Annotated in this window: 25 protein-coding genes; 10 read left to right on the forward strand and 15 right to left on the reverse strand. The window is 47.3% G+C overall.

Translation table 11 applies throughout. The features are described 5' to 3' along the window. Window positions 1-141: 141 nt before the first annotated feature. On the reverse strand, window positions 142-831 hold the full coding sequence (deoC, locus tag K7I13_RS13180) for a deoxyribose-phosphate aldolase (protein WP_255946420.1): 690 nt from the start codon (window positions 829-831) through the stop codon (window positions 142-144). 65 nt (window positions 832-896) lie between these two features. Between deoC and thrC the strand changes: the two genes are divergently transcribed. The 3 genes from thrC (at window position 897) to K7I13_RS13195 (ending at window position 4,543) form a co-directional block, all read left to right on the forward strand. Further along, window positions 897-2,318 carry a threonine synthase gene (gene thrC, locus K7I13_RS13185; RefSeq protein ID WP_255949334.1) on the forward strand — a complete coding sequence of 474 codons (1,422 nt, stop codon included), beginning with the start codon at window positions 897-899 and terminating at the stop codon, window positions 2,316-2,318. Between the two features lie 337 nt (window positions 2,319-2,655). Further along, on the forward strand, window positions 2,656-3,771 hold the full coding sequence (locus K7I13_RS13190; protein WP_255946421.1) for a patatin-like phospholipase family protein: 1,116 nt from the start codon (window positions 2,656-2,658) through the stop codon (window positions 3,769-3,771). Window positions 3,772-4,126: 355 nt separating this feature from the next. Beyond that, window positions 4,127-4,543 (forward strand): hypothetical protein, encoded by a 417-nt coding sequence (locus K7I13_RS13195; protein WP_255946423.1) that lies wholly within the window; start codon window positions 4,127-4,129, stop codon window positions 4,541-4,543. A 225-nt stretch (window positions 4,544-4,768) separates the two neighbouring features. Here the strand turns inward: K7I13_RS13195 and K7I13_RS13200 are convergent, their stop codons facing one another. Further along, window positions 4,769-5,269, reverse strand: a complete 501-nt coding sequence (locus tag K7I13_RS13200; RefSeq protein ID WP_255946425.1) for a deoxycytidylate deaminase — start codon at window positions 5,267-5,269, stop codon at window positions 4,769-4,771. Window positions 5,270-5,471: 202 nt separating this feature from the next. Between K7I13_RS13200 and lon the strand changes: the two genes are divergently transcribed. After that, window positions 5,472-7,862 carry an endopeptidase La gene (gene lon, locus K7I13_RS13205; RefSeq protein WP_255946427.1) on the forward strand — a complete coding sequence of 797 codons (2,391 nt, stop codon included), beginning with the start codon at window positions 5,472-5,474 and terminating at the stop codon, window positions 7,860-7,862. Window positions 7,863-7,946: 84 nt separating this feature from the next. On the opposite strand, the gene K7I13_RS13210 is transcribed toward lon, so the two are convergent. The 3 genes from K7I13_RS13210 to K7I13_RS13220 all read right to left on the reverse strand — a co-directional run bounded on the left by K7I13_RS13210 (window position 7,947) and on the right by K7I13_RS13220 (window position 10,201). Next, on the reverse strand, window positions 7,947-8,954 hold the full coding sequence (locus K7I13_RS13210) for an SPL family radical SAM protein (protein ID WP_255946429.1): 1,008 nt from the start codon (window positions 8,952-8,954) through the stop codon (window positions 7,947-7,949). Then, window positions 8,951-9,220 carry a radical SAM family protein gene (locus K7I13_RS13215; protein WP_255946431.1) on the reverse strand — a complete coding sequence of 90 codons (270 nt, stop codon included), beginning with the start codon at window positions 9,218-9,220 and terminating at the stop codon, window positions 8,951-8,953. Before K7I13_RS13215 ends, K7I13_RS13210 begins: the two co-directional genes overlap by 4 nt. Window positions 9,221-9,529: 309 nt before the next feature. Continuing rightward, window positions 9,530-10,201: a hypothetical protein gene (locus K7I13_RS13220; protein ID WP_255946433.1), complete on the reverse strand. Its 672-nt coding sequence runs from the start codon at window positions 10,199-10,201 to the stop codon at window positions 9,530-9,532. Between the two features lie 288 nt (window positions 10,202-10,489). Here K7I13_RS13220 and K7I13_RS13225 point away from each other — a divergent pair, with 288 nt between their 5' ends. Beyond that, window positions 10,490-10,864, forward strand: a complete 375-nt coding sequence (locus K7I13_RS13225) for a hypothetical protein (protein ID WP_255946434.1) — start codon at window positions 10,490-10,492, stop codon at window positions 10,862-10,864. A 193-nt stretch (window positions 10,865-11,057) separates the two neighbouring features. Here the strand turns inward: K7I13_RS13225 and K7I13_RS13230 are convergent, their stop codons facing one another. Genes K7I13_RS13230 through K7I13_RS13240 form a run of 3 tightly spaced genes read right to left on the reverse strand, consistent with a single transcriptional unit; the run spans window position 11,058 to window position 13,774 of the window. Next, the gene (locus K7I13_RS13230; protein ID WP_255946435.1) at window positions 11,058-11,852 is read right to left on the reverse strand and encodes an ABC transporter ATP-binding protein; all 795 of its coding nucleotides are present in this window, start codon (window positions 11,850-11,852) and stop codon (window positions 11,058-11,060) included. After that, complete coding sequence (locus K7I13_RS13235) at window positions 11,839-12,750, reverse strand: ABC transporter permease (RefSeq protein WP_255946436.1); 912 nt, start codon at window positions 12,748-12,750, stop codon at window positions 11,839-11,841. The genes K7I13_RS13230 and K7I13_RS13235 overlap by 14 nt, the downstream gene beginning before the upstream one ends. A 19-nt stretch (window positions 12,751-12,769) precedes the next feature. Next, window positions 12,770-13,774: an ABC transporter substrate-binding protein gene (locus tag K7I13_RS13240; RefSeq protein WP_255946437.1), complete on the reverse strand. Its 1,005-nt coding sequence runs from the start codon at window positions 13,772-13,774 to the stop codon at window positions 12,770-12,772. A gap of 101 nt (window positions 13,775-13,875) precedes the next feature. Between K7I13_RS13240 and K7I13_RS13245 the strand changes: the two genes are divergently transcribed. Together K7I13_RS13245 and K7I13_RS13250 are read left to right on the forward strand one after the other, a co-directional pair. Beyond that, the gene (locus K7I13_RS13245) at window positions 13,876-14,871 is read left to right on the forward strand and encodes a GGDEF domain-containing protein (protein WP_255946438.1); all 996 of its coding nucleotides are present in this window, start codon (window positions 13,876-13,878) and stop codon (window positions 14,869-14,871) included. Window positions 14,872-14,873: 2 nt separating this feature from the next. After that, on the forward strand, window positions 14,874-15,830 hold the full coding sequence (locus K7I13_RS13250; RefSeq protein ID WP_255946439.1) for a GGDEF domain-containing protein: 957 nt from the start codon (window positions 14,874-14,876) through the stop codon (window positions 15,828-15,830). 74 nt (window positions 15,831-15,904) lie between these two features. Here the strand turns inward: K7I13_RS13250 and trpB are convergent, their stop codons facing one another. Then, window positions 15,905-17,104, reverse strand: a complete 1,200-nt coding sequence (trpB, locus tag K7I13_RS13255; protein WP_255946440.1) for a tryptophan synthase subunit beta — start codon at window positions 17,102-17,104, stop codon at window positions 15,905-15,907. A gap of 129 nt (window positions 17,105-17,233) precedes the next feature. Beyond that, window positions 17,234-18,418, reverse strand: a complete 1,185-nt coding sequence (locus K7I13_RS13260) for an HD-GYP domain-containing protein (protein ID WP_255946441.1) — start codon at window positions 18,416-18,418, stop codon at window positions 17,234-17,236. Between the two features lie 49 nt (window positions 18,419-18,467). On the opposite strand from K7I13_RS13260, the gene K7I13_RS13265 reads away from it, so the two are divergent. Then, the gene (locus tag K7I13_RS13265; protein ID WP_255946442.1) at window positions 18,468-19,316 is read left to right on the forward strand and encodes a hypothetical protein; all 849 of its coding nucleotides are present in this window, start codon (window positions 18,468-18,470) and stop codon (window positions 19,314-19,316) included. Window positions 19,317-19,471: 155 nt separating this feature from the next. Here K7I13_RS13265 and K7I13_RS13270 read toward each other — a convergent pair whose 3' ends face one another. The 5 genes from K7I13_RS13270 to lepB all read right to left on the reverse strand — a co-directional run bounded on the left by K7I13_RS13270 (window position 19,472) and on the right by lepB (window position 23,585). Next, entirely contained in the window at window positions 19,472-20,665 is a 1,194-nt protein-coding gene (locus K7I13_RS13270) for a motility associated factor glycosyltransferase family protein (RefSeq protein WP_439647446.1), read from the reverse strand. Window positions 20,666-20,730: 65 nt separating this feature from the next. Further along, on the reverse strand, window positions 20,731-20,925 hold the full coding sequence (locus K7I13_RS13275; protein ID WP_255946444.1) for a hypothetical protein: 195 nt from the start codon (window positions 20,923-20,925) through the stop codon (window positions 20,731-20,733). A gap of 53 nt (window positions 20,926-20,978) precedes the next feature. Further along, window positions 20,979-21,317 carry a hypothetical protein gene (locus tag K7I13_RS13280; protein ID WP_255946445.1) on the reverse strand — a complete coding sequence of 113 codons (339 nt, stop codon included), beginning with the start codon at window positions 21,315-21,317 and terminating at the stop codon, window positions 20,979-20,981. Then, the gene (locus K7I13_RS13285; protein ID WP_255946446.1) at window positions 21,298-23,163 is read right to left on the reverse strand and encodes a PASTA domain-containing penicillin-binding protein; all 1,866 of its coding nucleotides are present in this window, start codon (window positions 23,161-23,163) and stop codon (window positions 21,298-21,300) included. Before K7I13_RS13285 ends, K7I13_RS13280 begins: the two co-directional genes overlap by 20 nt. Further along, window positions 23,154-23,585: a signal peptidase I gene (gene lepB / locus K7I13_RS13290; protein WP_255946447.1), complete on the reverse strand. Its 432-nt coding sequence runs from the start codon at window positions 23,583-23,585 to the stop codon at window positions 23,154-23,156. The genes K7I13_RS13285 and lepB overlap by 10 nt, the downstream gene beginning before the upstream one ends. A 116-nt stretch (window positions 23,586-23,701) precedes the next feature. Here lepB and K7I13_RS13295 point away from each other — a divergent pair, with 116 nt between their 5' ends. Both K7I13_RS13295 and K7I13_RS13300 read left to right on the forward strand, forming a co-directional pair. Further along, on the forward strand, window positions 23,702-24,829 hold the full coding sequence (locus tag K7I13_RS13295) for a M23 family metallopeptidase (RefSeq protein ID WP_255946448.1): 1,128 nt from the start codon (window positions 23,702-23,704) through the stop codon (window positions 24,827-24,829). A gap of 226 nt (window positions 24,830-25,055) precedes the next feature. Then, window positions 25,056-25,262 carry a hypothetical protein gene (locus K7I13_RS13300; RefSeq protein WP_255946449.1) on the forward strand — a complete coding sequence of 69 codons (207 nt, stop codon included), beginning with the start codon at window positions 25,056-25,058 and terminating at the stop codon, window positions 25,260-25,262. Window positions 25,263-25,273: the final 11 nt, after the last annotated feature.

Consider the following 25,273-nt stretch of genomic DNA (forward strand, 5'->3'; position numbering starts at 1 on the left):
ATATTTTTGATAAAACAATCCGTAACGGTGTTTTTTTACTCTGTTTCGTTCCCGGCTGACGTAAAGAACCGGAGTTTTTGTACCGGTCAAAAATATGCTATATCAGTTGCCGCGGCGTCTCCGTAACCCGGCTTTATCCGCTCAATAGGTTTCGGATTGATTATCAGATTCAGGCTGTCCCTGAATAACCGCCCTGTTTGAAGCAAATCCGATACCGAGGCGTTCCACGCCCATTTCAATAAAGCTGAACGCTTCTTTTTGCGTTTTTATGCCGCCCGAGGCCTTGACCCTGATGTGTCCATCGGCCGCGTCCAGCATAAGCTGTACCGCTTTTTCAGTTGCGCCGCCTCCTGCAAAACCGGTTGAAGTTTTTACGAAGTCCGCCCCGCAGCCGGCGCAGACCTTTGTCGCCCGGACTATTTCTTCAGGAGTGAGAAAAAAAACTTCCAGAATGACTTTCAGGATGATCCCGCTGCTTTTGCATATTTTGGTGACAGCGGAAATATCCCGGGCAACATAATCCCATTCCCCGGACCTGATCATTCCGATGTTGGCAACCATATCAATTTCATCCGCGCCCTGCGCGATATAATCTTCAGCTTCACAGATTTTTACGGACGAAGGAACCGAACCGTGCGGAAACGCCAGGACACAGCTCACCCCTGTATCTGTTCCGGCTGTAAGTTTTTTTGCGAGTCCGATATCGCAGGGACGGACGCAGACTGTCTTGGTATTCCAGGTTATACAGTCCTGAATGGCCGCCGCAACTTCCTGGACGGTAAATTCGGGTTTCAGAATGGCGGCGTCTATATAATTGTTGATAGCAATCATACCGGAAAGTATACCACACTTTCTTTTCCATTGCCCGAATTCTTTTCCTGTGATATAGTATGTGCATGTTATATAGTGATACCAGGGATTCTTCCCGCCAGGTTTCTTTCAGAACGGCTGTCATGGAAGGAATGAGTCATAAAACAGGCGGTCTCTATATGCCTGTAACCATTCCCCAGCTTTCAAAATCCCTTGTATACCGAAATCCGGTTCCCTCATTCCGGGATATCGCCTTTGAAACCGCAAAACTATATATTGAAGATGAAATACCGGAAGGCGATCTGATGGAAATCATCGTGGACGCCTATCCCTTTGCGGCCCCGGTTGCCCCAATTGACCGCACTACCTATGTACTGGAACTGTTTCACGGGCCTACCTGCGCCTTTAAGGATTTCGGGGCGAGGTTTATGGCGCGCGTTATGGCGTTTTTTAACAGAGATGAAAATGACCCCCTGCATATTCTGGTCGCGACTTCGGGCGACACGGGCAGCGCTGTCGGAAGCGCTTTTCACGGAGTACCCGGAATAGATGTTACCATCCTGTACCCGACAGGGAGAATTTCACCCCTGCAGGAAAAGCAGCTTTCGACCTTTGATGAAAATGTACGGGCCCTGGCTGTTTCAGGGAGTTTTGATGACTGCCAGAAACTTGTGAAAACGGCCTTTACCGATGAATCGCTCCGGGAAAAGCTGCGGCTTTCTTCGGCAAATTCAATTAATATTTCCCGCCTTCTTCCCCAGTCCTTCTATTATATTCATGGCGCTTTGCTGGTACACCAGCGGAGCTGGCATGACAACAAGATTGACCAGCCCAGTCTGATCGTAACCGTCCCGTCCGGGAATTTCGGAAACCTGACATCGGGCCTTCTTGCGAAAAAAATGGGAGCGCCGATCAGGGGTTTTATTGCCGCGACCAATTCAAATCATACCATTCCTGACTGGCTTTCTTCCGGGCAATATGAAGCCCGGCCCTCGGTTGCGACGCTTTCGAACGCAATGGATGTCGGGGCCCCGAGCAATTATGAACGCATCGCCGCAATGTATACGGTTGAGGAAGCCCGCCGGATAATGGCCGGATACTGGCTCGATGATGACGGCACAATGGAAGCCATCCGCTCCTGTTATGACCGTACCGGTTATATTATTGACCCTCATGGGGCTGTCGGCTGGAAAGCCTGGACCGATACAAGGGACGGCGCGATGTCCCGGCTCCTTGCCGGTTTTTCCGTACCCGAAGGAATGCCCGGTCTGAGCGGCGGAAGAGATATTGCTCCCGAATGGGCGGCTGATTGCAGCGCAAAAAAATGTATAGGCATGATCCTGGAAACAGCCCATCCCGCAAAATTCGGTGATACGGTAAAAAAGGCAATAGGCCGTGAACCGTCAATACCCGAGCGCCTTGAAAAGGTTCTTGCCCTCCCGGACCGGTCCGTAAAAATGGATGCGGATTATACCGCGTTCAGGGAATGGCTGCTTGAAACACTGTGATATTCAGTGGGACAAACACTGACAACTATTCTCCATAATTATAATGATCCCATTAAGTGATACTGTTTTCCTTCCTGTTCCGGGAACCGCCGCAGAAAGGCAGTTTCATTCTTATCGAATAAACCCGACCGGATAAAACAATTATTTTATTCCGCCGTCAATAGGCTGTTTTTTTTTCCTGCGGAAAATAATGGTATTGGAAACCCCGATACAGCAGGGGTCGTGTTGCCGGTAAAAATCCTGCCCGGCGGAATAAAAACATGGCGGTATAAAATATTCTGCGGTATACTTGTAGCCAGCGTACCATACATTATTCCGGTATGGCAGGAGGCACTGCATGAAAAAAGACGGACTGAAACTGGGACTCGCACTGTCCGGCGGAGGAATCCGCGCTACTATATTCCATCTGGGAATTCTTAAATTCCTGGCGGAGGCAGGGCTCTTTAACCGGATTGCCAGTATTTCTTCGGTTTCGGGCGCCAGCCTGTGCATCGGGCTGGTTCTCGCGAAGAATAACCTTGCATGGCCGTCCGGGCCGGAGTACCTTGACAGGGTTCTTCCTGAAATTGAAAAAACAATAATGGAAAACAATATCCAGCGTTCGGTTTTGCTTGATCTTCCTTTTTCCCCGAAATACTGGTGGAACCGGGTTGAACTCCTTGCCCGTGTTGTGGAACAGAAATGGGGAATTTACGGGAACCTTCAGGAATTACCCGCTCTGCCGTACTGGGAAATTAACTGTACAACATACGAGACCGGTAAAAGCTTCCGTATCCGCCGGGATTATATGGGTGACTTCAAAACAGGCTATACCCAGAACCCCGGGCTTTCCATTGCAAACGTAATAGCGGCTTCAGCCGGGTTTCCTGCATTAATTGGTCCGTACAGGATTAATGCGCGCGGCTACCGCTGGACAAGCCAAAAATGGGAAGGGGAGGAGCTGGCGCCTCTGGATGATTATTACCACCTGTGGGACGGAGGCGTATACGATAATCTCGGACTGGAAGCCCTCTATAAAATCGGCCGCGGTCTGGATGCTGAAATCAACTATTTGCTTGTCTGTGACGCGTCGGCTTCAATTGCCGTAAAAAAACGGAAGCCCAGTCTGTCTCCTTCAAATCTGAAAAGACTTCTTGATATAGCAATGGACCAGGTCGGCTCGCTCCGCTGCCGGAACATATATTCATATGTTGTAAAGCAGAATGAAGGAGCTTTTATCAAGATCGGGAATTCTGCCGCTGAAATTTCGGAATCGGGCGGATTATCCCCTGATGCCGCCAGGGAGCTGATAAGCAGCTGTATGACCGCGGAGCAGGCTCTGTCCGTGCAGAATTATCCGACAACCCTGACAACGCCTACCGCTGAAAATTTCAGCCTTATTCTCCGCCATGGGTATGAAAACGCGAAATGCGTCTATGCCTGTTATATGAAGGAAGGTGCTGCCGGGCAGTAAAAAACTGACTTCCGAGTGCTGCTGCAATTTTTACTGACAAAAAAAGAAAACGCGCAGAGTTATAGACTTGTGTATCTTCCCGAATTATATTACTCTGTCAGAAATTCAATACGGAAAGACAAAAATATGTGTGTGTTTTGCATTGGATGGACGATGTTCCTGCTTCAAACGCTGTACTTGCTTCTTTGATATACAATACAACCGTCTGTTTTCTTTTCCAAAAGCATCATATAAAAGGCCTTCCATTTCCGGTTTTATGTATGCTGTTCCCGGAAAGGTCTTTCTGTTTATAACTGCGGAGAAATTCCGATACCACGATAAAGGCCGTGTTTGAATGTAAAGAAGGAGGGAGAATATGAAAAAGGGAGTAATTTTCGTCCTGTGTTTTTTCTGCTGTATCGCGTTTCCGGTATTTTCACAGGAGGCCGCCGGACATGAAGCAATCCGTGATTATATGCTGGAACGCGGTTATACCGAGTTCAATCCTCAGGAAGAATTCGCCGTCAACATTTTTAACAGAAGCTGCAGGGAAGTGCTGGGTGAGTCTTTTGTTTCCGGCGCGAAACGGTCCAATTTTTTTATTACGCTGAACGACGGACTGCAATACTGTTTTTACTTTTCCGAATTCCAGCCAGGTGTGCCGAACATAATTGTTACAATGGTCGCCGGGCCTGGAATGGGTTTTTATAAGGTGAACAGGGCAATGGAAGGCGAAACCGTTATGGTAACCGGAGAAGACGGCAGAGAAGAAACCATACTTCTTTTCTATTAGATGGAAGCCCAGGTCCGCCGCGGGTCCACATTTCCGGCCTTTCCTCTTTTCAGTTCCGTTTATTCGAGGCGAGGGTTTAATCCCTCAGACCGAAGGTCTGCCCTGCTCTGCGGCGGTTTTTATAAAAACCTATAAAAACGTTAGTTTTTGTAGGTCTCATGGTGTTAAACCCGAGACCAATTCCACGGGAGAGAAAAATACCTCGCTGCTCTGCGGCGAGGTATTTTATTTTTCATACTGCTGAACTTCGTCAAAAATATGCTCAATGGTAACTCCTGCCTGCCTGAACATGGAAAGCGTGTCCGAACTGTCCTGATAACGCCGTTCCGCCACAACCCGTTTAATCCCGCAGTTAATTATAAGCATTGCGCAGGTACGGCAGGGCGTCATCCGGCAGTACAGAGTGGCGCCGTCAATAGCGATTCCGAGACGGGCCGCCTGGCAGATCGCGTTCTGTTCCGCGTGAACCGTTCTCACGCAATGTTCGGTGACAGTCCCGTCTTCATGCTGCATTTTTTTGAACTGATGTCCGACGTCATCACAGTGGGGGAGTCCCGTCGGCGAACCGACATAGCCGGTTACCAGAATCTGGTGATCACGGGCAATAACGCAGCCTGAGCGTCCGCGCCCGCAGGTAGCCCGTTTTGCGATAGCCCTGCACACTTCCATAAAGTACTCATCCCAGCTCGGACGAATGTATTTTTCTTCTGTTGTTTCATTTCCCATAGGCAGATTCTAGCACGGATTTTCCTGAAATGCAATTTTTTTACCGGCGCCGGTAAAAATACGCCGTTCCTTTTACTTACTTTTCTGATGTAAAAAATTAACCAATTCGTTGCATCAGAAACACTTACGACCGGAAACAGTCAAATTATCCGGATAAGTTGACTATATTTGACATTTCAATCTTTTTCAGGATATTATGAGTATGGCAGAAAAAAACATTGTACCAATTGAACAACTATTACCGAACAAACTCTTTTTAATTCCGCTGACGGGCCGCCCGATTTTCCCCGGCATCTTCACTCCGATTATGATAAATAATTCGGATGATGTAAAAGTTGTCGAAGAGGCATATTCGACTGACGGCTTTATCGGTATCTGTATGGTAAACACCGAGTCGGACACAACAACAGTTTCCGATTTGTGCCAGGTAGGTACTGTTGCGCGGGTTATTAAAAAAATAAACCTGCCGGACGGCGGGTTGAATGTGTTCGTTTCAACCTTAAAACGGTTCCGCATCAGGAAAACAGTGAGCGAACGGGATCCCATGCTCGCCATCATTGATTATCTTGATGATGAGGAAGATGACACTTTTGAAGTGAAAGCTCTCACACGCGCGCTTATCGGAGAAATGAAAGAACTGTCGGAAAACAATCCGCTGTTCTCCGAGGAAATGAGGCTCAATATGGTGAATATTGACCATCCCGGGAAAATTGCCGATTTTATCGCAAGCATTCTGAACATAGATAAGCATGACCAGCAGCGCATTCTTGAAATTACCAATGTGCGCCAGCGCATGGAACAGGTGCTGGTATATATCAAGAAAGAGCAGGAACTGCTCCGCGTGCAGAAAAAAATACAGAGCGAAATCAATAACCGCATCGAGAAAAACCAGCGGGAATATTTTCTTCGTGAGGAACTGAAAACAATCAAGGAAGAACTCGGCATAACGACCGACGCAAAAACTTCCGACTACCAGAAATTCAAAGACAAAATAGACAGTTTCAATTTTGAAGGAGAAACCAAGGAAACTGTTGAAAATGAACTTGAGAAATTCGCTCTGATGGAAACCAATTCCGGCGAATATATTATTACCCGCAATTACCTTGAAACAATTGTGAATCTTCCCTGGCTTCCGTCTCCGAATGAAAATTTTGATCTGAAGGAAGCCCGGGCCGTACTTGACGGCGACCACTACGGTCTTGAAGATGTCAAAAAAAGGATTATCGAATATCTGGCGGTCCGCAAACTGAAAAAGGACACCAAGGGGTCCATTCTCCTTCTGGTCGGCCCTCCCGGCGTCGGAAAAACGAGTGTGGGCCGTTCCATCGCCCGCGCAATGAACAAGGAATTTTTCCGCTTTTCGGTCGGGGGGATGCGGGACGAGGCTGAAATAAAGGGCCACCGCAGGACCTACATAGGAGCCATGCCGGGAAAAATCATTCAGGGACTCAAAATCGTAAAGACAAATTCACCTGTTTTTATGATCGATGAAGTTGATAAGATGGGGCAGAGCTTTCAGGGCGACCCTTCGAGCGCCCTCCTTGAAGTGCTTGATCCCGAACAGAATGTGGCGTTCCGCGATCATTATCTTGATTTGCCTTTTGATCTTTCAAATATTCTGTTCATTTTAACCGCAAATACGCTGGACTCGATTCCGGGACCTCTTCTTGACCGGGCCGAAATCATACAGCTGTCAGGTTATATTGATACTGAAAAACTTGAAATCGCCAGGAAGTATCTGGTTCCCCGAAGTCTCAAACGGAACGGACTCGGCAGAAATCAGGTTAAATATGACAAGGATTCCCTGCTGTTTATCGCGAACGGTTATGCCAGGGAAGCCGGAGTCCGCAATCTGGAAAAAAACCTGGACAAAATCCACCGGAAATTTGCCACTGAAATCGTATTCGGCGAAAAACCGGGAACGGAAAAATTCACTCCCGATATCGAAGCAATAAAGAAGATTCTCGGGAAGCCCATGTTCCGGGAAGATTCCGAAAAAAGAGCGGACATCCCGGGGACGGCCGTAGGACTTGCCTGGACAAGTATGGGAGGAGATACGCTTATTATTGAAGCGATTTCAAATCCCGGCAAGGAAGGTGTCCACCTCACCGGACAAATGGGCGATGTTATGAAGGAGTCTGCGTCAATCGCATGGTCCTGGGTAAAACATTATATGACTTCGTCCGGTGAAATTGACGCGGCCTGGTATGAAACAAAGCAGATTCATCTCCATATACCTGAAGGCGCGACCCCAAAAGACGGTCCTTCCGCGGGTATTACGATGGCGACAGCTCTTTTGTCATTAATGAAAAACAGGCCGATCAAACCTGCTCTTGCCATGACCGGCGAGCTTTCCCTGACCGGACAGGTCCTTCCCATAGGTGGGCTCAAGGAAAAAACCATTGCCGCGCGGAGAAACGGGACAAAGGAGATTATAATTCCAAAGGCTAATCTAAGGGACCTTGATGACATTCCCGAACACGTCAGAAAGGGTATAACCTTTCATCCGGTTACGCGGATGGAAGAGGTTGTCGAGTTAACCTTTTCCGCGAAAAAGGGGCCGGCAAAAAAGGCCGGAACAGGCAGGAAATAATACGGCCCGCTGAGCGGAATAACACAAAAAATTACCGGCGGGAAATATTCCCGCCGGTTTTCATTCGGTCTGAAACAGATTTCGTCAGGTCCGGAGTGTAAGCGTTGTATAATCAAGATATTTATTTTCCAGAATAATTTCCGAAACAAAGGCTGCGAGTTTTTCATTCCCGAGAATATCCGCAATCGAAATACTGTTTTCCGGCTTATTATAACACTTATAATAAGTCTTGTTATAAGTGTTATAATAAGCTGCGCAGGCCTGTTCAAGTTTTGAGGTAAGAATACCGGTAAGCGGAAACGGACCGTTTCCGTCCGGGAGATATTTTTTCCGCCTGAGCGCCGTCCGCTCGGTTTTCAGCCATTCCGCATAGCGGCCTGTTGCCTTTTTCAGCGGGGCCGTGTCTGTTTTATGGAGCGAATATAAATTTTCCATGTGAATGAGCAGCACGAAAAGGCTGTCCGGCGGGGCAAGCAGATCGCGGTATACACGGTGAGGCACCATTTGGGGCATTCCCATCTCTTCCAGCATTTTATTCCGGCCTAGTATGAGAGGATACTCATATGCCGGAAGCGGAATGCCCGACTGCCTGTTTTCCCTGTATACCATGTCATACAGGGACAGTACGTCAGGGTAATTATGTTTTACTGTTTCAACAAAAAGATCTTTCTGGCAGCCCGGCCTGAGAGTCAGTCCGCCCGGATATATAAAATCAGCGCCGGCCTCCCTTGCCGCAGAAAAAAGGCGCTCCGTTTCTTCCGGCGTGCCCGTAATTCCCGGACAGAGGGGCATTGCATATATTCCGCTGGAAAATCCCCTCTGCTTTGCCTTCCTGATAATTTCGAGTCTTTCCTGCGGCGGAGAGGCTCCCGGTTCAAGAACAGCGGCCTTTTCCGGATTGGCGGTTGTCAGGGTAACGCCGACAAGAACATGGGGAAACTCTGCAAGTATATCAAAGTCGCGGACAATGAGATCGTTTTTTGTAAGAAGGACTATCGGCACTCCTGCCGGGGCAAGAAGCTCAAGTGCTTTTCTTGTCAGTTTCAGTTCTTTCTCGAGGGGCTGGTAAATGTCAGTTACTCCCGAGCTCATGCACAGAGCGCCGTATTCACGGGCTGTAACTTTTTTTCCATGTCTGCGGACACCTGTTCAGGCAGATTGGCGCGGACGCAGATATCCCGTTCAAAATCGCCTTCCACATAATATTTTTCCGCCCGGCCGTCACAGTAACGGCATCCGTGGGCACAGCCCCGGTAAGGAGCGAGTACCCGGTACAGGGAAATTAAAAACGATTCGGGCAGCATTGACCGGGTTATGCCGGTTTTTGCTTCAATAGTTTTATAAGACTGAAGGCTCATCCGTTTTATTCGAGGCGAGGGTTTAATACCTCGCTGCGCTGCTGCGTTTTTTATTAAAACCTATAAAAACTTTAATTTTTATAGGTTCCATGGTGTTAAACCCGAGACCAATTTCATGGGAGAACGAAACACCTCGCTGTTCTGCTGCGAGGTATTTTATTGTAACGTTTTTTCGGAATTATTCCAGCATGGGAACCACAATAGATTTTGTTTGTATATTGAAAATTGAATTACCCGCGGGAAAAAGAGTCTTTGCTGAAAATCTTTCCGGTTTTCCGGACCTGAAAGATTTTCAGCAGAAAACGGATATTATTTTTTTTCGTTCAGAGTTCCCTTGATGGTCAGAATATTGTTTGCGAAACCGAAATCAAGTTTTCCTTCATACCAGCGGGACGCCGCGGTATTATAGGTATCGGGAATCAGTGCTATCTTGTTCCAGTCAAGGTCGGCCATGTTTTCCGTATTTCCGCCGTCTTTTACATATTCAGGCAGCAGTACAAATTCCCCTCCGATATTCTCCGCAATGCGTGAGGCCGTCTTTGCGCCGGTGAGAACATCGAATTTTCCGTCTGAATCGGTGGTCAGCTCATAAGCTGTTCCCCGGTGTACAAAGCGGACCTGAAGGGCTTTCCCGTTCTGGGTAACGGTCAGGGCGTCAGCTTCCATTACCTCAGGCGGCGCCAGCGGGAAAAGAAGCAGGTTGCGCAATGACATAGGCAGGGCAGGCTGTTTGGTCGCTTCCGTATCGAAACGGACCGTATCAAACCGGGCTGTTGACGCCGACTTGCTCGCTCCTGAAGCCGCGTCATACTGGTCTTTAAATGTCTGACCGTTGAAGGTCCAGCTCAGATAGTCGGCGGGATCTTCTGTTACAACATTTTTCCGGGCATCCAGTTTAACCGTCTGTCCTCCGCAGGAAGAGAGGATTGCCAGAAAAGTAAGGCCTATAAATGTGCTTAAAAGCAGTTTTGTTTTATTCATTTTTTCCTCCAGTGAATAAAATGGGAAAACCCATACTAGAAAATATATTGCCGGGAAAAATAAAAGTCAAATAGGGGATAATGCAGCTGAACCTCCCCGCGGGAAATCCTCTGCACAAATTCAGGATTAGTGTAAATTAAATAATTTACACCCGTTATTTGTTTTTTCGGAGTAAAATTATATAATATTGTTATGCTGTTCCGCATTGCAGCAAATGAAACGAGCGGTTGTTTATACAGGTTTGAAGGTGTTCCGGATTGACAGAAAAATGTCCGGAGAGGAGAATAAATGAAAAAACTCTGTTTGATGTCTTTTTTTCTTTTGATGATAGGGTCCGGCGTGGTTGCCGCGGAAAAAGCCAGGTTTGGCTTGGACCTTGGGGCGGGACTTTCATTCGGCCTGATGGGTGAAGAAAGAGAAGGTGCCGCTAATCACGGCGAGGATAAAGTGGTCACTTTTTTATCGACCTTGCGGGGATCGGTGCATGTAGGCGGAAGAATCAGGCTGCTGCACAATCTGACTGCCGGCGTTCAGCTCGGCTTTAATATGATTACTTCCGGGACCGGTGATGATTCCGAAACGCTGATAGATATTCCCGTTTACGGACTGCTCCGCTATGATTTGGGCATTTTCGGACTTGAAGCTTTTGGGGGTACTACATAAGCACAGTACAATCGGAGTATTATAATTTCAGCGGGCCTGAAATCGGCGCCAAAGTGAGCATCAGTTTGTTCTATGCTTCATTTTCAGTTGTTTTTGCCGATCCCCAATATTACAGGATTGCACTTGGTATACAGGCCTCAACTTTTAAATGGTGATGCCGGGCCTGTTATTTTGCCCCATCCATATACAGGAGTCAGAGGTTAAGCAGCAGTTCGTCATTCACGAGTTCCTTCTTTTTCAGGGTGCGGAACCGTTTTACAATTTCATCAATGCTCAGCTTTTTCTTTTCCTCTTCATTAATGTCAAATATGATTTCTCCCGAATCCATCATAAGCAGCCTGTTGCCGTATTCTATTGCCTGACTCATGTTATGGGTTATCATCATGACCGTCAGCCCGTAGCGTTCGGCGAACCGCCGGGTCAGATTCATGACGATTTCCGCGTTCCGCGGGTCCAGGGCCGCGGTGTGTTCGTCAAGCAGAAGAATGTCCGGCTCGGAAAGGACTGCCATAAGCAGGGTAAGGGCCTGCCTCTGTCCGCCCGAGAGCAGTTCAACATTATCCTGCAGGCGGTTTTCGAGGCCCATATCAAGTTCGGCAAGGCGTTCCCTGAAATACGCCCGCAGGGTATTGTTCAAACTTATCCCGAGTCCCTTGTATCCCTTCCGGTGGCAGATTACCATATTATCTTCAACCGACATTTTTCCTGCCGTCCCTGAAAGCGGATTCTGATATATCCTTCCAATATACCGGGCCCTTTTGTATTCAGGCATCCGGGTTATGTCTTTTTCTTTCAGAAAAATCTGCCCCGATGTCGGCTTGTATGTCCCTGCGATAATATTGTAGAGGCTGGTTTTTCCTGCGCCGTTTGAACCAATGACTGTGACAAAATCTCCGGTGTTTATAGTGAGCGATATATTTTTCAGGGCTGTGTTTTCATCCTGAGTTCCGTAATTGAATACCAGTGAAATATTTTCAGTTTTCAGCATTTGAACTATTCCTCTTTTTTGACAGAAGCCGGTGTCCGTATTGCGAAACGATAAGGCAGATGATTATCAGCACCCCGGTAATAAGTTTCAGATCATTCGCGGTCAGGTTAATCAGATATCCGTACTGGCGTCCTGCATACATTATTCCCCTGTAAACTATTGAACCGAGGATAACGCGAATCAGCTGTACTGAAATACGGTTCGAGCGGATCAGAAATTCCCCTATCATGACAGTGGCAAGACCGGCGACGACTGTTCCGGTTCCCGAATGCACATCGGCAAAACCCTGGTACATACAGGAAAGCGCCCCTGAAACTCCGACAAGGCCGTTAGCCAGACAGATGCCGGTAAGTTTTATAATTTCAGGATTCATCCCCTGGGAAATTATCAGCTGCTGGTTGGACCCCAGCGCGCCCAGCGTTATTCCGAAATCCGTATGGAAAAAAAGAGTGAGGACTACTATGATAACTGCCGCAAAAAGTATCAGAAAAATCAATACTCCATACGTTTCAAGATTATACCGTGCCGCAAAATCTGTTATTTCCTTGAAAAGGGTTTGCACCCTGAGTAGCGAGAGATTTGCCCGGCTTGACATGACCCGCAGGATAACTGAGTGGAGCATTGTCATGGTAAGTATCCCCGCCAAAAGGCCGGGGACCTTCAGTTTCGCGTGAATTATGGCTGTAACCGATCCCGCCGCGGCCCCGGCAAGAAAGGCTGCAAACATCGAAATAAAGGGATTTACTCCTGCCGTTAACAGAACAGCCATCACGGCCGCGCCAAGCGGAAAGGACCCGTCGGTTGTCATGTCCGCAAAGTCAAGTACCCGGAAGGTGATAAAAACGGCAAGGGCCATTATGCCGTATATTAAGCCTTCAGTTAAAATTCCCAGAATCATAATCCTGTGCCTCTTTTGTTCATTTTACAGTTAATACGCCGTTTTCAATAATTTTACCCGCGCTTGCGAGAACATCAGGCGGAATGGTAATACCGCATATTTTCGCGGTGTCAAGATCAATGAGCAGATCGGATTCTGCCGGGTCTGTAATAAATTTTACGGGAATTTCGGAAGGAGGGGTACCATTCAAAACCTCTATTACCAGATCGGCGGTGGCTCTCCCCGCCTTGTAATAATCAAAACCCTGCGCGATAAGGCATCCGCCGTTTTCCGCGCTTGTGGGATCAATAGAAAAAATAGGCTTTTTATTTGCGAGGGCAACTTCGATGAGGGCAGGCAGGGCCGAGTATACGGTATTGTCAGTGGTCAGGTAAATTCCGTCGACCCTTTTTATGATAACTTCGGCCGCCTGCTTTACTTCGGAAGAGTTTGTTATTGACTGGGCTATCAGTGTAATTCCCAGCTCTTTGCAGACATCCTGAAGTTCCGCAAAGGATGCCGCCGAATTCGCCTCTGAAGTGGTATATATATAGCCGAGAGTTTTGATCCCTGCAATTCTCTGAAACAGTGATATATTTTCATAAATGGGAAGCGCATCCGACAGTCCTGTCACATTTCCTTCTCCGTGTTCGACTGTGGTAACAAGCCCTGCCACGACGGGATCAGTGACTGTTGCAAAAATGACGGGAATATCCCGGGTGGCCGCCGCCGCCGCGACTGCTGTCGGCGTTGCTATTGCCACAATGGCGTCAACCCGGGCCGATTTAAATTTCGTTGCAATCTGCATAGCGGTATTTACATCTCCGCTGGCGTTCTGAAGGTCATAGACGGCGTTGATGCCCCGTTCAGCCAACTCATCCATAACGCCCTGTTCTACAGCGTCAAGCGCGGGATGCGCGGTAATTTTTGATATGCCGATAGTGTATAGTTTTTCTCCGGAGGCTGACGCTTTTTTTTCCGTGCAGCCTGTAAACAGCATAATGCCAAAAAAAACCGGAAGCAGTATAGTTTTTAACAGTTTCATGAGTATCTCTCCTTTTTTTGTTACTATTGATAGTAACAATTGGATTCTACTGGTAGAAACAAAAAAGGTCAATACAAAAAAATGAATTTTATCAAAAAAAAATGAATTTTTCCCCATTTCATGATATGCTGAGAGTAATGCATACTCTTCTGGGAAAAACAGAACTGTTTTCATCCCTTGATGGGGAAAAAATTGAAAGCATAATAGCTCATTCCGATTTTATTTCATTTGGCGCCGGGGATGTCATTTTTGACGCCGGCGATCCCGGCGACTGCTTATATATAGTAGAGGACGGTGAAGTTTCCATAATCCAGACCGAGGAAGGCAAGAGCAGAGAAATAGCTTTGTATATTGGCGGCGATTATTTCGGCGAAATGGATCTTATGACTGCCGCAAAACGGAACGCAAAAGCTGTCGCATCGACCCGCTGCAGTCTGCTTCGCTTCCCCTCGGAAAAAACGACATTTACCGACCTCGTTGCGGAATATCCCGGAACAGGGGCATGGCTTTTGCATTCGTTTATCAGGGTAACTTCCGCGCGAATCCGTGAGGCAAATTCCCTGTTCAAGGATAATTCTCCTCTTGTAAATCAGCTCCGCGAACAGGTGTATGGCGATAAACTCACCGGCCTTAAAAATAAAACCTTTCTCGAAGAAAATATTTCTTCCCTGCTGACGGACCGCGCCGCGCTGTTAATGATGAAGCCGGATAACTACAAACTGATTAATGATACATACGGCCATGCCGCAGGCGACGATGCCCTGATCCTTATCGCAAAAGCCCTTCCGTCAATTCTTCCGGAAAATGCTGTTCTGGTGAGATTTATGGGAAATGAAATGGCCTTTCTTCTGCCCGGAAGCGGCAGGGAAGCGGCTTTTCAGTTTGCGGAAGTTCTCCGCCAATTTATGAATACCCTCGATATAAGCCCGGTGACCGGCAATAAACCCTTTACGCTTTCCGTCAGCATAGGCATTTCCCTGTATCCGGATCATACAAATGATCCTGCGGAACTTATAAAACTTTCCCAGGATTTACCCCTTGTCGGACGAGCGCGGGGCGGTAATAAAATTCTGTTTCCCGAAGATAGGGAGGAATAAGCATGGACGAACGTATATATGCTATTCTGAAATCGGCCGCTGTTTTTTCCGGTTTATCCTATGAACAGATAGAGGTCCTGTTTTCCTTAATGAAAGGACTGGAGTATACAAAAGGCCAGCGTATTTTCACCGAGGGTGATCCCGGAAATGAAATGTTTATAATCGCAACGGGCGCAGTCGCTATCTCAATCACCCTGGCTGACGGAAAGGAAGCAATACTGGCTGAAATAAAGCAGGGCAGTTTTTTCGGTGAAATGGCGATTATCGAACACGCTCCCCGGTCAGCTACTTGTACGGCTCTTGCAGATACCTATCTGTTTTCACTGAGCGCGGACAATTTATACTCCCTGATGGACATCCGCCCCGAAATGTCGGTCATTATTCTGACCAATATGCTGAAAATTACCACACAGCGCCTCCAGAATACCGGTTCCCTTGTTTCCGAAATGGTCCGGTGGGGTGAAGCGGCGAAAAAACGGGCGATAACAGATGAATTTACCCAATTATTCAACAGACGCTTCCTTGATGACGCGCTCAAAACCAGTTTTACCGATGCCTTTTTCAAAAAGAAGCACATGAGTCTTGTTATGGTCGATCTTGATCATTTCGGCCAGATAAACAAAAAATACGGCGAAGCCTTTGGTGATTCGGTCATTCTGGCCGCCGCGGATGTTTTCAAAAAAAATTACCGGAACACCGATATTCTGGCCCGTTATGGCGGCGATGAATTTACTTTTATACTGCCCGACACCAATCACAAGACTGCACTCAAAATCTGCAATGCGGTTTGCAGAAAAATGGCGAAAATTCCCTTCAGGGACCATCCCGGATTCAGCCTGACCGCAAGTATGGGCGTCGCCTGTTTTCCGGAGCAGGCGGACAATATTGACAATTTAAAAGCCAGGGCAGACGATGCCCTGTATAAGGCAAAAGAGGCGGGACGGAACAGAGCCTGCTAAAGGGTCCTGAACCGCCGCGCCTCATCTTTTCCCGCTGCTGCCTTCTAAACAGTATGTGTTTTGAAAGACAGGAATTATTGCCTGAAACCGTAATTTTCAACAATAAAATCTATATCCTTATCGCCCCTGCCTGACAGGTTCACCAGAATTGATTTACGGGGGAATTCCTTTGCAAATTTCATCGCGTATGCGACTGCGTGAGCGCTTTCGAGGGCGGGTATAATACCTTCAACTTTTGAGAGTGTATAAAAAGCGTCCAGACATTCTTCATCATCTGCTACCGTATAGTCGACGCGCTTTAAATCATGAAGCATGCAGTGTTCGGGACCTGAACCGGGATAGTCGAGTCCGCTCGCGATGGAATATACCGGCTCCGGTTCGCCTTTTTCATTCTGCAGCATGTAGGACTTGAATCCGTGCATAACGCCCGGTGTTCCGTAGGTCAAGCTGGCCGCATGGTCCCCTATTTTTGTGGATCGTCCGGCGGGTTCTACTCCGACAAGCCGGACAGCCTCGTCTTCAAGAAATCCGGAAAAAATACCTATAGAATTTGAACCGCCGCCTACGCAGGCCGCTACTGTATCCGGAAGTTCACCTGTCATTTCAAGGAACTGCTCTCTCGCCTCTACGCCGACAACATGCTGGAAATCCCTGACCATCATGGGGAAGGGATGCGGACCGACCACCGAGCCGATGCAGTAAATAGTATTGACCGGATCTTTCAGATAGGCGTCGAAGGCGGAATCGACGGCCTCTTTCAGGGTTTTAAGTCCGTGTGTTACCGGTATAACCTCCGCGCCAAGCAGTTTCATGCGTATAACATTCGGGTGTTCTTTTGCGATATCAACTTCTCCCATATGAATTTCGCATTCAAGACCGAAATAGGCCGCCGCCGTAGCAAGGGCAACTCCGTGCTGGCCTGCTCCTGTTTCGGCTATCAGTCTTTTCTTGCCCATATATTTTGCAAGGAGACCTTCTCCCATACAGTGATTCAGCTTGTGGGCTCCGGTATGGTTTAAATCTTCCCTTTTGAGGTAAATCCGCCCGCCGGTTATATTTGAAAGGTTCCGGCAAAAATATGTCGGAGTTGGGCGCCCCTGAAAGTGCTTCCTGATACTCCGCAGTTCAGAAATAAATTCATGGGATTTGCTTATGGAATAATAAGCGTTTGTGATTTTATCCATTTCAACCTGCAATTCCGGCGGTACAAAAGAACCGCCGTATTCGCCGAAATAACCTTTTTCATTGGGATACGATTTCAAATAATCAGACATAACATGTTCCTCCTGATAGAAACACTACCAGTAAAAAATGTTTCTGTCAATAGAAACAATAAAATTATTTTATATTTTATACGTTTTCTCAGGTGATATTGGGTAAATATGGGGAGTTCTGTGGGGGAATTATGTAATATACTGTGTGGTTTCTTCTTTTGTGAGCGGCCGGGCTATATGAATGGCATACTCGCTTGTTTCCACAACCCTGGGCGAACCGTCTGTTTTTGTTTCGCCGTGTAACTGTACAACAGGATATTTCGGGTTTTCAGGATTAACATCGATTACCTGGCCTATTTTATTATTGGAAAGAAGCACATATATTCCTATGGGATACAGGGATAGGGAAAAAAGAAGAGCCTTTATTACTGTTTCATCATATTGTTTGCCCTGGTTTTTCATGATGTCAATAATGCCCGAGTAGGCGTCACGGGCTTCTTTATAGGGCCGGGGCGCGGTGGCGGCTTCATAGGAACAGGCCACCGCGATAATCTTTGCATAAATCGAAATTTTATCCTTTGTGAGTCCTCTCGGATACCCCGCGCCGTTTTCCCGTTCATGATGTTCCAGAACACCAAGGCAGATATTCAGCGGGAATGAAAACTGCCGGAGGATATTATATGAGATAATGGGATGATTCAGAATGGCTGCTTTGTCTGTCTGGGAAAGAGGAGCATTCCCCGTATATAAATGGGAAGGAAGGTGTACCATGCCTATTTCATGGAGAATGGAGGTAATTCCCAGCTCAATAAGTTTGTGAATGGGAAAGCGGAGCTGCAAGCCAATGGTAATAGCGTATACAGTTGAACGCATTGCATGAATCACCAGAAAATGCTTGTCCCGTATTTCCTGCGTGGGCTGAACACGCAGGACAAAACTTTTGTTTTCTTTTATAAAATTGCACATATCCCTGACCCTGTCAGAAATAAGCTGGAACGGAATTTTCTGAGTTTTAATATAACAATTATAAACGCCCGCTATAAAATCCTGATAATCTTCGTATGCTTTTTCTACGGCGGACAATTTTGATTTATCGGTCTCACCCTGAACAGGAATTTCGGGCTCGGGCGGCGCGGAAACAGCCGCCGCTGTTTTATTCAGTTCTTCTTCGGATATTTCGGCCTGGGTTTCTTCCGCCGCGGAAACCGCCTCTCCTTCCGAATATGCCGTTTCAAAGGCCCATTCGCCGAGGGCGCTCTTCAGTTTTTCGCTGACTGGTACTTCTGCGGGCAAAAGAATAAACTTTTTATCGAGCAGCAAATCATGAGACAGAATTGTATTATCTTCCAGTTCTTTTATATCAAAGCTATTCACTTGTCAGACCCTTTCATAGTAGAATATAGCACATTCAAGGAACAAAGTCATGAAAATTAGAACTCTCTTTATTATTTTAAATATCGTCCTGTTGCTGACACTTTTTTCGGTTTTTTTTCTTCCGGTCCTCATTCTGGGAGAAAATCTGCTGTTTAACCAGCGGTTGGGAATCCTTTTTGTCATTTCCGGAACGGTTTTTATTCTTGTTCTGTTACTTCTGAATATTCTTTTCTTTGCAAACTGGAAAATTCTGGCCGCTTTGGAAAATGAAGACTGGCCGGCTCTTGCCGGACTGCTCGAAACGGACATTTTCGAAAAAAAGAAGCTTCTGAAATGGAAAATACGGCTTTTGTGCATCGCCCTTGTGCTGCTTACCGATTTTGAAACCATAGAAAAGCTGATTCTTTTTCTGCAAAGAAACAAACCCTCATTATACCGGTATTTTTCCCCGCAATTCGCTTCTCTGACCATTTTATCCGGCAGTCCGGCCCGGGCTTACGAGATTGCGACCGGGGTTCTTGTTTCAGGCTACGGGAAAAAGAACTCGCAGGCCGCTGACTGGCTGCGTTTTTATGCCGCATTTGCCCGCCATCTGGGAAAGTATTATGCCGAGGCCGCTGACCGTTTTGTTGAACTGGCTTTAAACCCGAGGCATCATTTTGTTACAGCAATGAGCGGGTATCTGTGCGGCGTTATCCTTCAGATATATCTGCCGCACCGCCGGGAAGAGTTGCAGAAAGCCGCTGTTTGCGCGCGGGAATATGTCATTAAAAGTTATTCTCATGACCACTGGAACCGGACTGTTCTCAAATTCAGAAAGGATGTACAGGCTGTTCTGCTTTCCCGCCTGCTTTCCGAAACAGGAGACTGGCTGTATCCTGACGAAAAGCCCTGCTGAGAGGCCTCTGTCCGGCTTTTTGGGCAAAAAAATGACCGCATCATATCTGATACGGCCCTCATTGGTCACAAAAACGGCGACTGGACGTCGTAAAAACTCGCCGTCTAAATATATTCCGACCAACATTTAATTTATCGGAACACAGGTGTTTTTCTTTAGTCAAATTTGGCAAGCAGAGTGAGGTTCCTGTCGGCCGCGGCAACTATTCCGGTATACAGTTTTTTTGACCGGGCAATGACGCCCGCCTTTCCTGAAGGATTTTCCTTGTTTTCATCTTTTCCGTTGGTTTCATCAGCAACAGACTGGAAAACCATTGCCGCTATTTCCTTGGCGGGGTGCTGCATGATTTTCCGGTCAATTGCGTCCAGTTCCGCAAAAACCGATGCATAGCTGCGCCCGCTGCCTTCAGGCCCGCACTCAGAACAGAGGTTTGCAGCCTTTGCGGCAAGTTCTTTTATATCCTCAAGAGCGTTTTTCAGTTCCCTGATTGTATTGTCGAAAGATTCCATATCGGGGACAAACTCGGTACCAAGAACTGTTTCCACTTTTGATGTGATCCTGTCCCGGCAAACCGGCAGCTGGAGCAATTCAGCGTAACCGGCCACTGTGAATCCCGGAATTTTTACTCCATCGGGACTCAGTGTGACTGTTTTATTTTCCGGGTACGCCGCGAGCCTGTTTTCAAACCACCAGGAATACAGCATGAGCCTTTTATCGGTAAGAACTGTGCCGCCGGTATAATCGGGGACCTCATAAGGGCCGGCGCTGTACAGGGTCCTTATGGAAGCGGTTTCCGCCGGCGTGGTCCTGCCGGAAACAGTATGGGTTTGCTCCTCAAAGGTGCTGCCCCTGAAATGTGTTTTTTTCTCCGGATATCCAAGATCGAGTCCGGCCATATATATGGTTTTTGCCCCGAGAAAACGTGCGAAATCCCAGGCGCTGGTCGCGACCGACCCTCCAGCGCCAAGTTCGCCTTTTTTGCCGATGCGGGATTCAATAAATTTTCCCAGGGGAAAGAGGGACGAACACAGGTAAATTCTCCGGCACTGGAAACGGAAAACAGCGGGCCAGGCGGCAGATTCGGTTATGAGAATGCTTCCGGGCGAACTCAGTCCCGCCAGATGCCGCCAGTTCCAGTACTGGGGATCAACCAGAATAATAAAATCGGGGTTTATACCGCTTTTAAGACAGGCCCTGAGGGCTGTATCCACCGCGATAATCACGCAGCGCTTACTTATTTCCGGCAAAAAAGGCAGAATATAATCGAGAGAAGGCCCTGCGGCAAGGACCAGTACAGGCGTATCAGGGAAAAGGGAGGAAAAATGATGTATTCCATCACAGTCCCTCATTTTTACAAGATTCCGGCACAGATTTCTCAGCCACAATCCTCCGAACCGTTTCAGAGTATTTGAATTTATCTGTTTTTTTCTTTTATCCGGTTTCCGGTTTCGGTGAATTCGTTATACCATGCAGGATTCAGGCCTGCCTCCGGCTGGGAAATATAACGGGGCAAATCGGTAAAACCGAGTTCATCAAGCAGCAGAAACACATCCTGCACCGTTGTTCCTATCATGAAAACCAGGTTTTTATGGTTCAGCACGGTATTCATTGGGCGGGCCGCAAGAAAACTGAAAAAAATACTGATGTCGGGCTCCGCGATAATCAGGGGGAATCCGGGAAATGGAGCGAAAACTGTTCGGGAAGATATCCAAGCCCGCCGCCTGCAAAGAGACATCCTGAATTATTGAATAATTCACTGCCTGCAAGTGCTCTCTCTGCGTCCCTCACCGGATTATACCGTGAATGCACCGCTATTGAATTTACAATTAATGTCGGAGACCCTGCAGCGGTTTTTTCTATTTTATAGATTTCAGGTACAGCCTGAAGCTTTTTTTCCGCTTCCGCCGCAGTTGATAACCCCAAAAACAGGGCAAGTTCAGGGAAGCGGGCGGAAAATAGCTGCCGGTTTTTCTCGAAAAAACTATTCGAAATGCAGTTCAATAGTCATTCCCTTTTCAATTGCTGTTCCCGGAGGCGGATTTTGTCTGGTAACATAGCCGTCACCGCTGATCTTTATTATCAGATCCTGCCTTTCTATCAGTTTTGTAAGCATTTTTTTTGAAACGCCGCTAAGATCGGGCATTATGTCCTTAATATCTATCGGCTGATTAACGGGAACAGGAATAATACCGGAATGCTGGACTGAAGTGGCCTGAGTTCTTCCGATACCCAGATAATCAATAACAATATTTGCAGCTTTTGAAATGACCGGAGCCGCAATTCGTCCTCCGTAATTTTCACCTACGGGTTTTACAATTGCCAGATACAGTATAATCTGGGGGTCGTTGGCCGGAAAGATACCCATGCAGCTGGAAAGGAAATCCGTATCGCTGTATCCGCCTTTTTCAAGATTCGCCATCTGCGCTGTCCCTGTTTTGACCGCGATGGGAACATCTCCAACCGAAGCCCGGGCTCCGCTTCCGGTCTGCGCCGTTGTATGCATAAACCGGAGCATTGTTTCCGCAGTTTCTTCTTTGAATACCCTTGTTACAGGTTCCGGGCGGTGCTGAAAAACGGGGATGCCGTCTTTTGTATATAATTTTGAAAGAAGGGTCAGCTTAATGCGTACACCCTTATTTGCCACGGCTGTCGCTGCTTCAACCATTTGAAGCGCGGACACTGAAATTTCCTGTCCCATTGCTATCGTAGGCTTTGACCGCAGAGACCAGCCCCGGTTTGCCTTGAAAATACCCGCAGTTTCGCCGGGCAATTCTATACCGGTTTTACTGCCGAACCCGCAGGCCCTCAGTTTTGCTTCGAACAGGGCGTTTTCAGCCTTTTCCGCCATTTGGGCGGTTCCGTCATTGCAGGAAAATCGCATAACATCCTGGGGTGTCATCCACCCATGCTTATCGAGGCAGTTTATATGGACTGTTTCGCCCCGCGGAGTTGTAAGAGTATAGGTACCGTCACAGTAAAAACGGTCTGTTTCTTTTACAATACCCATATCCAGAAAGGAGGCTATTGAAAAAATCTTGAATACCGAACCGGGTTCAAACGCGTACAGGGCAGGGCGGTCGACACGTTCTGAGGCCGTGCTTTGGGTAAAAGTTGTCAGGTTTGCGGACGGTTCGCTGATGTAGGCGAGAATTTCACCTGTTTTTGCCTCGGCTACAATCATCATGACTGCTTCCGCCTGAGTATCTTCCATTGTCTGGCGCGCGAGTTTTTCCAGTTCATACTGGATATTTCCGTCAATAGAGAGCATTACATTATATCCGCTCTGGACCGGAGCGGTTCCGGTAACCGGCGGGGAAAGCGTATCCTGAAAAGAATATTCGATACCGGTAAGCCCTTTGCCGTCGTCTCCAAGAAAACCTACGACATGGGACGCCAGCTGGTTTTCCGGATAGGTTCGGCTTAAGACAGGTTCAAGCCGGATTCCTCTCAGTTTTGTCTGCTTTATGGCTTCGGCTATAGCCGTTCTTTCGCTTTCACTTATTTTTTTCTTCAGGTAAAAGAAATCTCCGGCAGGACTATTTAAACGGGCCAGTATTTCCTCTTCGGGGATATCGGTAAGAGGGCTGAGGACCTGGGCAAAAAAAGGTTTATCGGTTATGGCTGAGCGGGTGACCGCTATATTATAGAAAGTAGTCTGGACCGCAAGGATTTTTCCGTTCCGGTCAAGAATTGATCCCCGTTCAATAATTATTTTTGGCTGCGCTTCATCGGGCTGCGTACCAAGCATTGCCCGGCCGTAATAAAACAGGAGCATTGCAATAATAGCCAGAGCGATAACAAGAAGTATCAGGAGACGTTTTTTCGAAATATAGGGGCTTATTTCCATAAAACTCTCCCGGTAATGCTATCAATTGAAACAAAACCATAATCCCGTGAATCCACGGATTCCGACATATTATCTCCCAATGCGAACAGCATTCCTTCGGGAACATAATCCGCATGCTTAAGCCTTTGGTATTGTTCTTCTGTTAATGGAAGTATCCTGTCCCCAACAGTAACACTATACCCTTTTTCCGTGGAGAATACCAGCGGCATTCCCTCTGTTGCAATACAGCGCTTAATGACATACCGGTTAAATACGGGATAGATAATTATATCTCCGGGTTCGGGCTGACCCCATCTGACCAGATAGGTATTTGAAAAAGGAAGAGAAATTCCCCAGGCAAGTTTGAATTCACCGACAAAAGAATCATGAGGCAGCAGGGGGCCATTGACTGGCCTGACACGCGCAAAATATCGAAAACCCACAATTTTGTAATAATTGCAATACAAATTACGCAAATTGGAAAAAGAATCTGTTTACCGGGCGTTTTCATGTATAATCTATTCTAATTATCTTCCCCGGTTCTGTCGATACTTTCGGTATGGATGTTATTACCGTTTTACAGCCTGAAAACCAGATTCAGCGTTCACATAATCCTTTTTCCCGTTTCAAAACAGGCAGCGGCGGACACAGCTCTGCCTCGGCTGTTATTGAAGAAACACTTCCCCGCCAGACCCGGTCAATATCGCTGCCGTTTTCGCCCGGTGCGCTCAGGGAAATCCCGGCGGCTTTATCATTTCCCGTACTATTTCTTTTTGTTGTAACAGTTTTTATTATTGCTGCTCCTCTTACTGAGGGCCGTTTCGGGTTTTATCTGCTTGATACCGTGAATTTTCCCTCAGAAATGAGCGCGGAAGCAGCAATGGTTTCCCGTATTGCTCCGGGAGCAGGCCAGGATATGGCCGGCGGAGCCGCAATAATGAACCTGCCGGCCAGTATCCAGAGCGTTACCTATACAGCCTACAAGGTAAAACAGGGCGACACTGTCAGCGCGATAATACTGCGGTACGGACTGAAAAACCTGAGTACGGTCCTGTCGGTAAATAATATAGATAACGCCCGGAGGATCCGCTCGGGCCAGACCCTGCGCATCCCTTCAATGGACGGTCTTTTGTATACGGTTCAAAGGGGCGATTCCCTGGCGGCAATTGCCGGCCGGTATTCCATACCGGTAACAACCATTCTGGATGTAAACGATCTTGCAAATGATACCCTCAGTATAGGGCAGGAACTGTTTATTCCGGGCGCCGCGCTTTCATCCTATGATTTGAAAAAAGCCATGGGCGAGCTTTTTATATTCCCGATAAATGGCCGCCTTACCTCAGCTTTCGGCTACCGAAGCGATCCATTTACAGGAGCCAGAACATTCCACTCGGGAATCGATCTGGCGGCGCCTACCGGCACCTCGATCAAGGCTACCCTGGACGGAAAGGTTGCAACAACCGGTTATAATAACGTCTTCGGTAATTATGTTATTATAACTCACGACGGCGGATACCAGTCCCTGTATGCTCATCTGAGCCAGATCGGGGTCAAACGGGGGCAGTCGGTAATACAGGGCGGTGTAATCGGCAAGGTCGGAAACACGGGATATTCAACAGGCCCCCATGTACACTTTTCGATCTATAAAAACGGAAAGGTCATTGATCCCTATTCGGTATTGAAATAATAGAACAGTCCGGAACGTTCATGCGTTTTTTCCGGACTGTTTTTATGATAAAACTTTTTGTTCCGTTTTCTGAAAACAGGAACAACGCTGTCCGCCGGCAGGTTTCCGGACTGTATTGTCCGGATTTCCGGCGGAAATCCGTGTTCAGCCGTCTGTTTTGCGGTATATTTAGTTGAGAGGTTTTAGTATGAACAGGCAGTCAATTTGTCATATATGCGGAAGGACAATGGAAAGTTCTTTTACCCATTGCCCCTGGTGCGGCGTAGTGCTTGATACCGGAAAAAAATTTGCTGATGACATTGATTTAATTTTTGAAAAAATAAAGGCCAGACAGGAAAAGCATTTCAATTCGCGGATAGACCGCCTTGAAAACCAGCTTGATATGCTGGAAGAAGAGCTTTCCCGGCTGCTCGATAAAGTTCATGCAGTATAGACAGGAATATA

The sequence above is a fragment of the Brucepastera parasyntrophica genome, from assembly GCF_022376835.1.
In the GTDB taxonomy this organism is placed as follows: domain Bacteria; phylum Spirochaetota; class Spirochaetia; order Treponematales; family Treponemataceae; genus Brucepastera; species Brucepastera parasyntrophica.

What these genes read in the sequence shown, in the direction of transcription:
- deoC (WP_255946420.1), bottom strand. Translation starts at nt 831, where the DNA reads ATGATTGCTATCAACAATTATATAGACGCCGCCATTCTGAAACCCGAA.
- thrC (WP_255949334.1), top strand. Translation starts at nt 897, where the DNA reads ATGTTATATAGTGATACCAGGGATTCTTCCCGCCAGGTTTCTTTCAGA.
- K7I13_RS13190 (WP_255946421.1), top strand. Translation starts at nt 2,656, where the DNA reads ATGAAAAAAGACGGACTGAAACTGGGACTCGCACTGTCCGGCGGAGGA.
- K7I13_RS13195 (WP_255946423.1), top strand. Translation starts at nt 4,127, where the DNA reads ATGAAAAAGGGAGTAATTTTCGTCCTGTGTTTTTTCTGCTGTATCGCG.
- K7I13_RS13200 (WP_255946425.1), bottom strand. Translation starts at nt 5,269, where the DNA reads ATGGGAAATGAAACAACAGAAGAAAAATACATTCGTCCGAGCTGGGAT.
- lon (WP_255946427.1), top strand. Translation starts at nt 5,472, where the DNA reads ATGGCAGAAAAAAACATTGTACCAATTGAACAACTATTACCGAACAAA.
- K7I13_RS13210 (WP_255946429.1), bottom strand. Translation starts at nt 8,954, where the DNA reads ATGAGCTCGGGAGTAACTGACATTTACCAGCCCCTCGAGAAAGAACTG.
- K7I13_RS13215 (WP_255946431.1), bottom strand. Translation starts at nt 9,220, where the DNA reads ATGAGCCTTCAGTCTTATAAAACTATTGAAGCAAAAACCGGCATAACC.
- K7I13_RS13220 (WP_255946433.1), bottom strand. Translation starts at nt 10,201, where the DNA reads ATGAATAAAACAAAACTGCTTTTAAGCACATTTATAGGCCTTACTTTT.
- K7I13_RS13225 (WP_255946434.1), top strand. Translation starts at nt 10,490, where the DNA reads ATGAAAAAACTCTGTTTGATGTCTTTTTTTCTTTTGATGATAGGGTCC.
- K7I13_RS13230 (WP_255946435.1), bottom strand. Translation starts at nt 11,852, where the DNA reads ATGCTGAAAACTGAAAATATTTCACTGGTATTCAATTACGGAACTCAG.
- K7I13_RS13235 (WP_255946436.1), bottom strand. Translation starts at nt 12,750, where the DNA reads ATGATTCTGGGAATTTTAACTGAAGGCTTAATATACGGCATAATGGCC.
- K7I13_RS13240 (WP_255946437.1), bottom strand. Translation starts at nt 13,774, where the DNA reads ATGAAACTGTTAAAAACTATACTGCTTCCGGTTTTTTTTGGCATTATG.
- K7I13_RS13245 (WP_255946438.1), top strand. Translation starts at nt 13,876, where the DNA reads ATGAATTTTTCCCCATTTCATGATATGCTGAGAGTAATGCATACTCTT.
- K7I13_RS13250 (WP_255946439.1), top strand. Translation starts at nt 14,874, where the DNA reads ATGGACGAACGTATATATGCTATTCTGAAATCGGCCGCTGTTTTTTCC.
- trpB (WP_255946440.1), bottom strand. Translation starts at nt 17,104, where the DNA reads ATGTCTGATTATTTGAAATCGTATCCCAATGAAAAAGGTTATTTCGGC.
- K7I13_RS13265 (WP_255946442.1), top strand. Translation starts at nt 18,468, where the DNA reads ATGAAAATTAGAACTCTCTTTATTATTTTAAATATCGTCCTGTTGCTG.
- K7I13_RS13270 (WP_439647446.1), bottom strand. Translation starts at nt 20,665, where the DNA reads ATGAGGGACTGTGATGGAATACATCATTTTTCCTCCCTTTTCCCTGAT.
- K7I13_RS13275 (WP_255946444.1), bottom strand. Translation starts at nt 20,925, where the DNA reads ATGAATACCGTGCTGAACCATAAAAACCTGGTTTTCATGATAGGAACA.
- K7I13_RS13285 (WP_255946446.1), bottom strand. Translation starts at nt 23,163, where the DNA reads ATGGAAATAAGCCCCTATATTTCGAAAAAACGTCTCCTGATACTTCTT.
- K7I13_RS13295 (WP_255946448.1), top strand. Translation starts at nt 23,702, where the DNA reads ATGGATGTTATTACCGTTTTACAGCCTGAAAACCAGATTCAGCGTTCA.
- K7I13_RS13300 (WP_255946449.1), top strand. Translation starts at nt 25,056, where the DNA reads ATGGAAAGTTCTTTTACCCATTGCCCCTGGTGCGGCGTAGTGCTTGAT.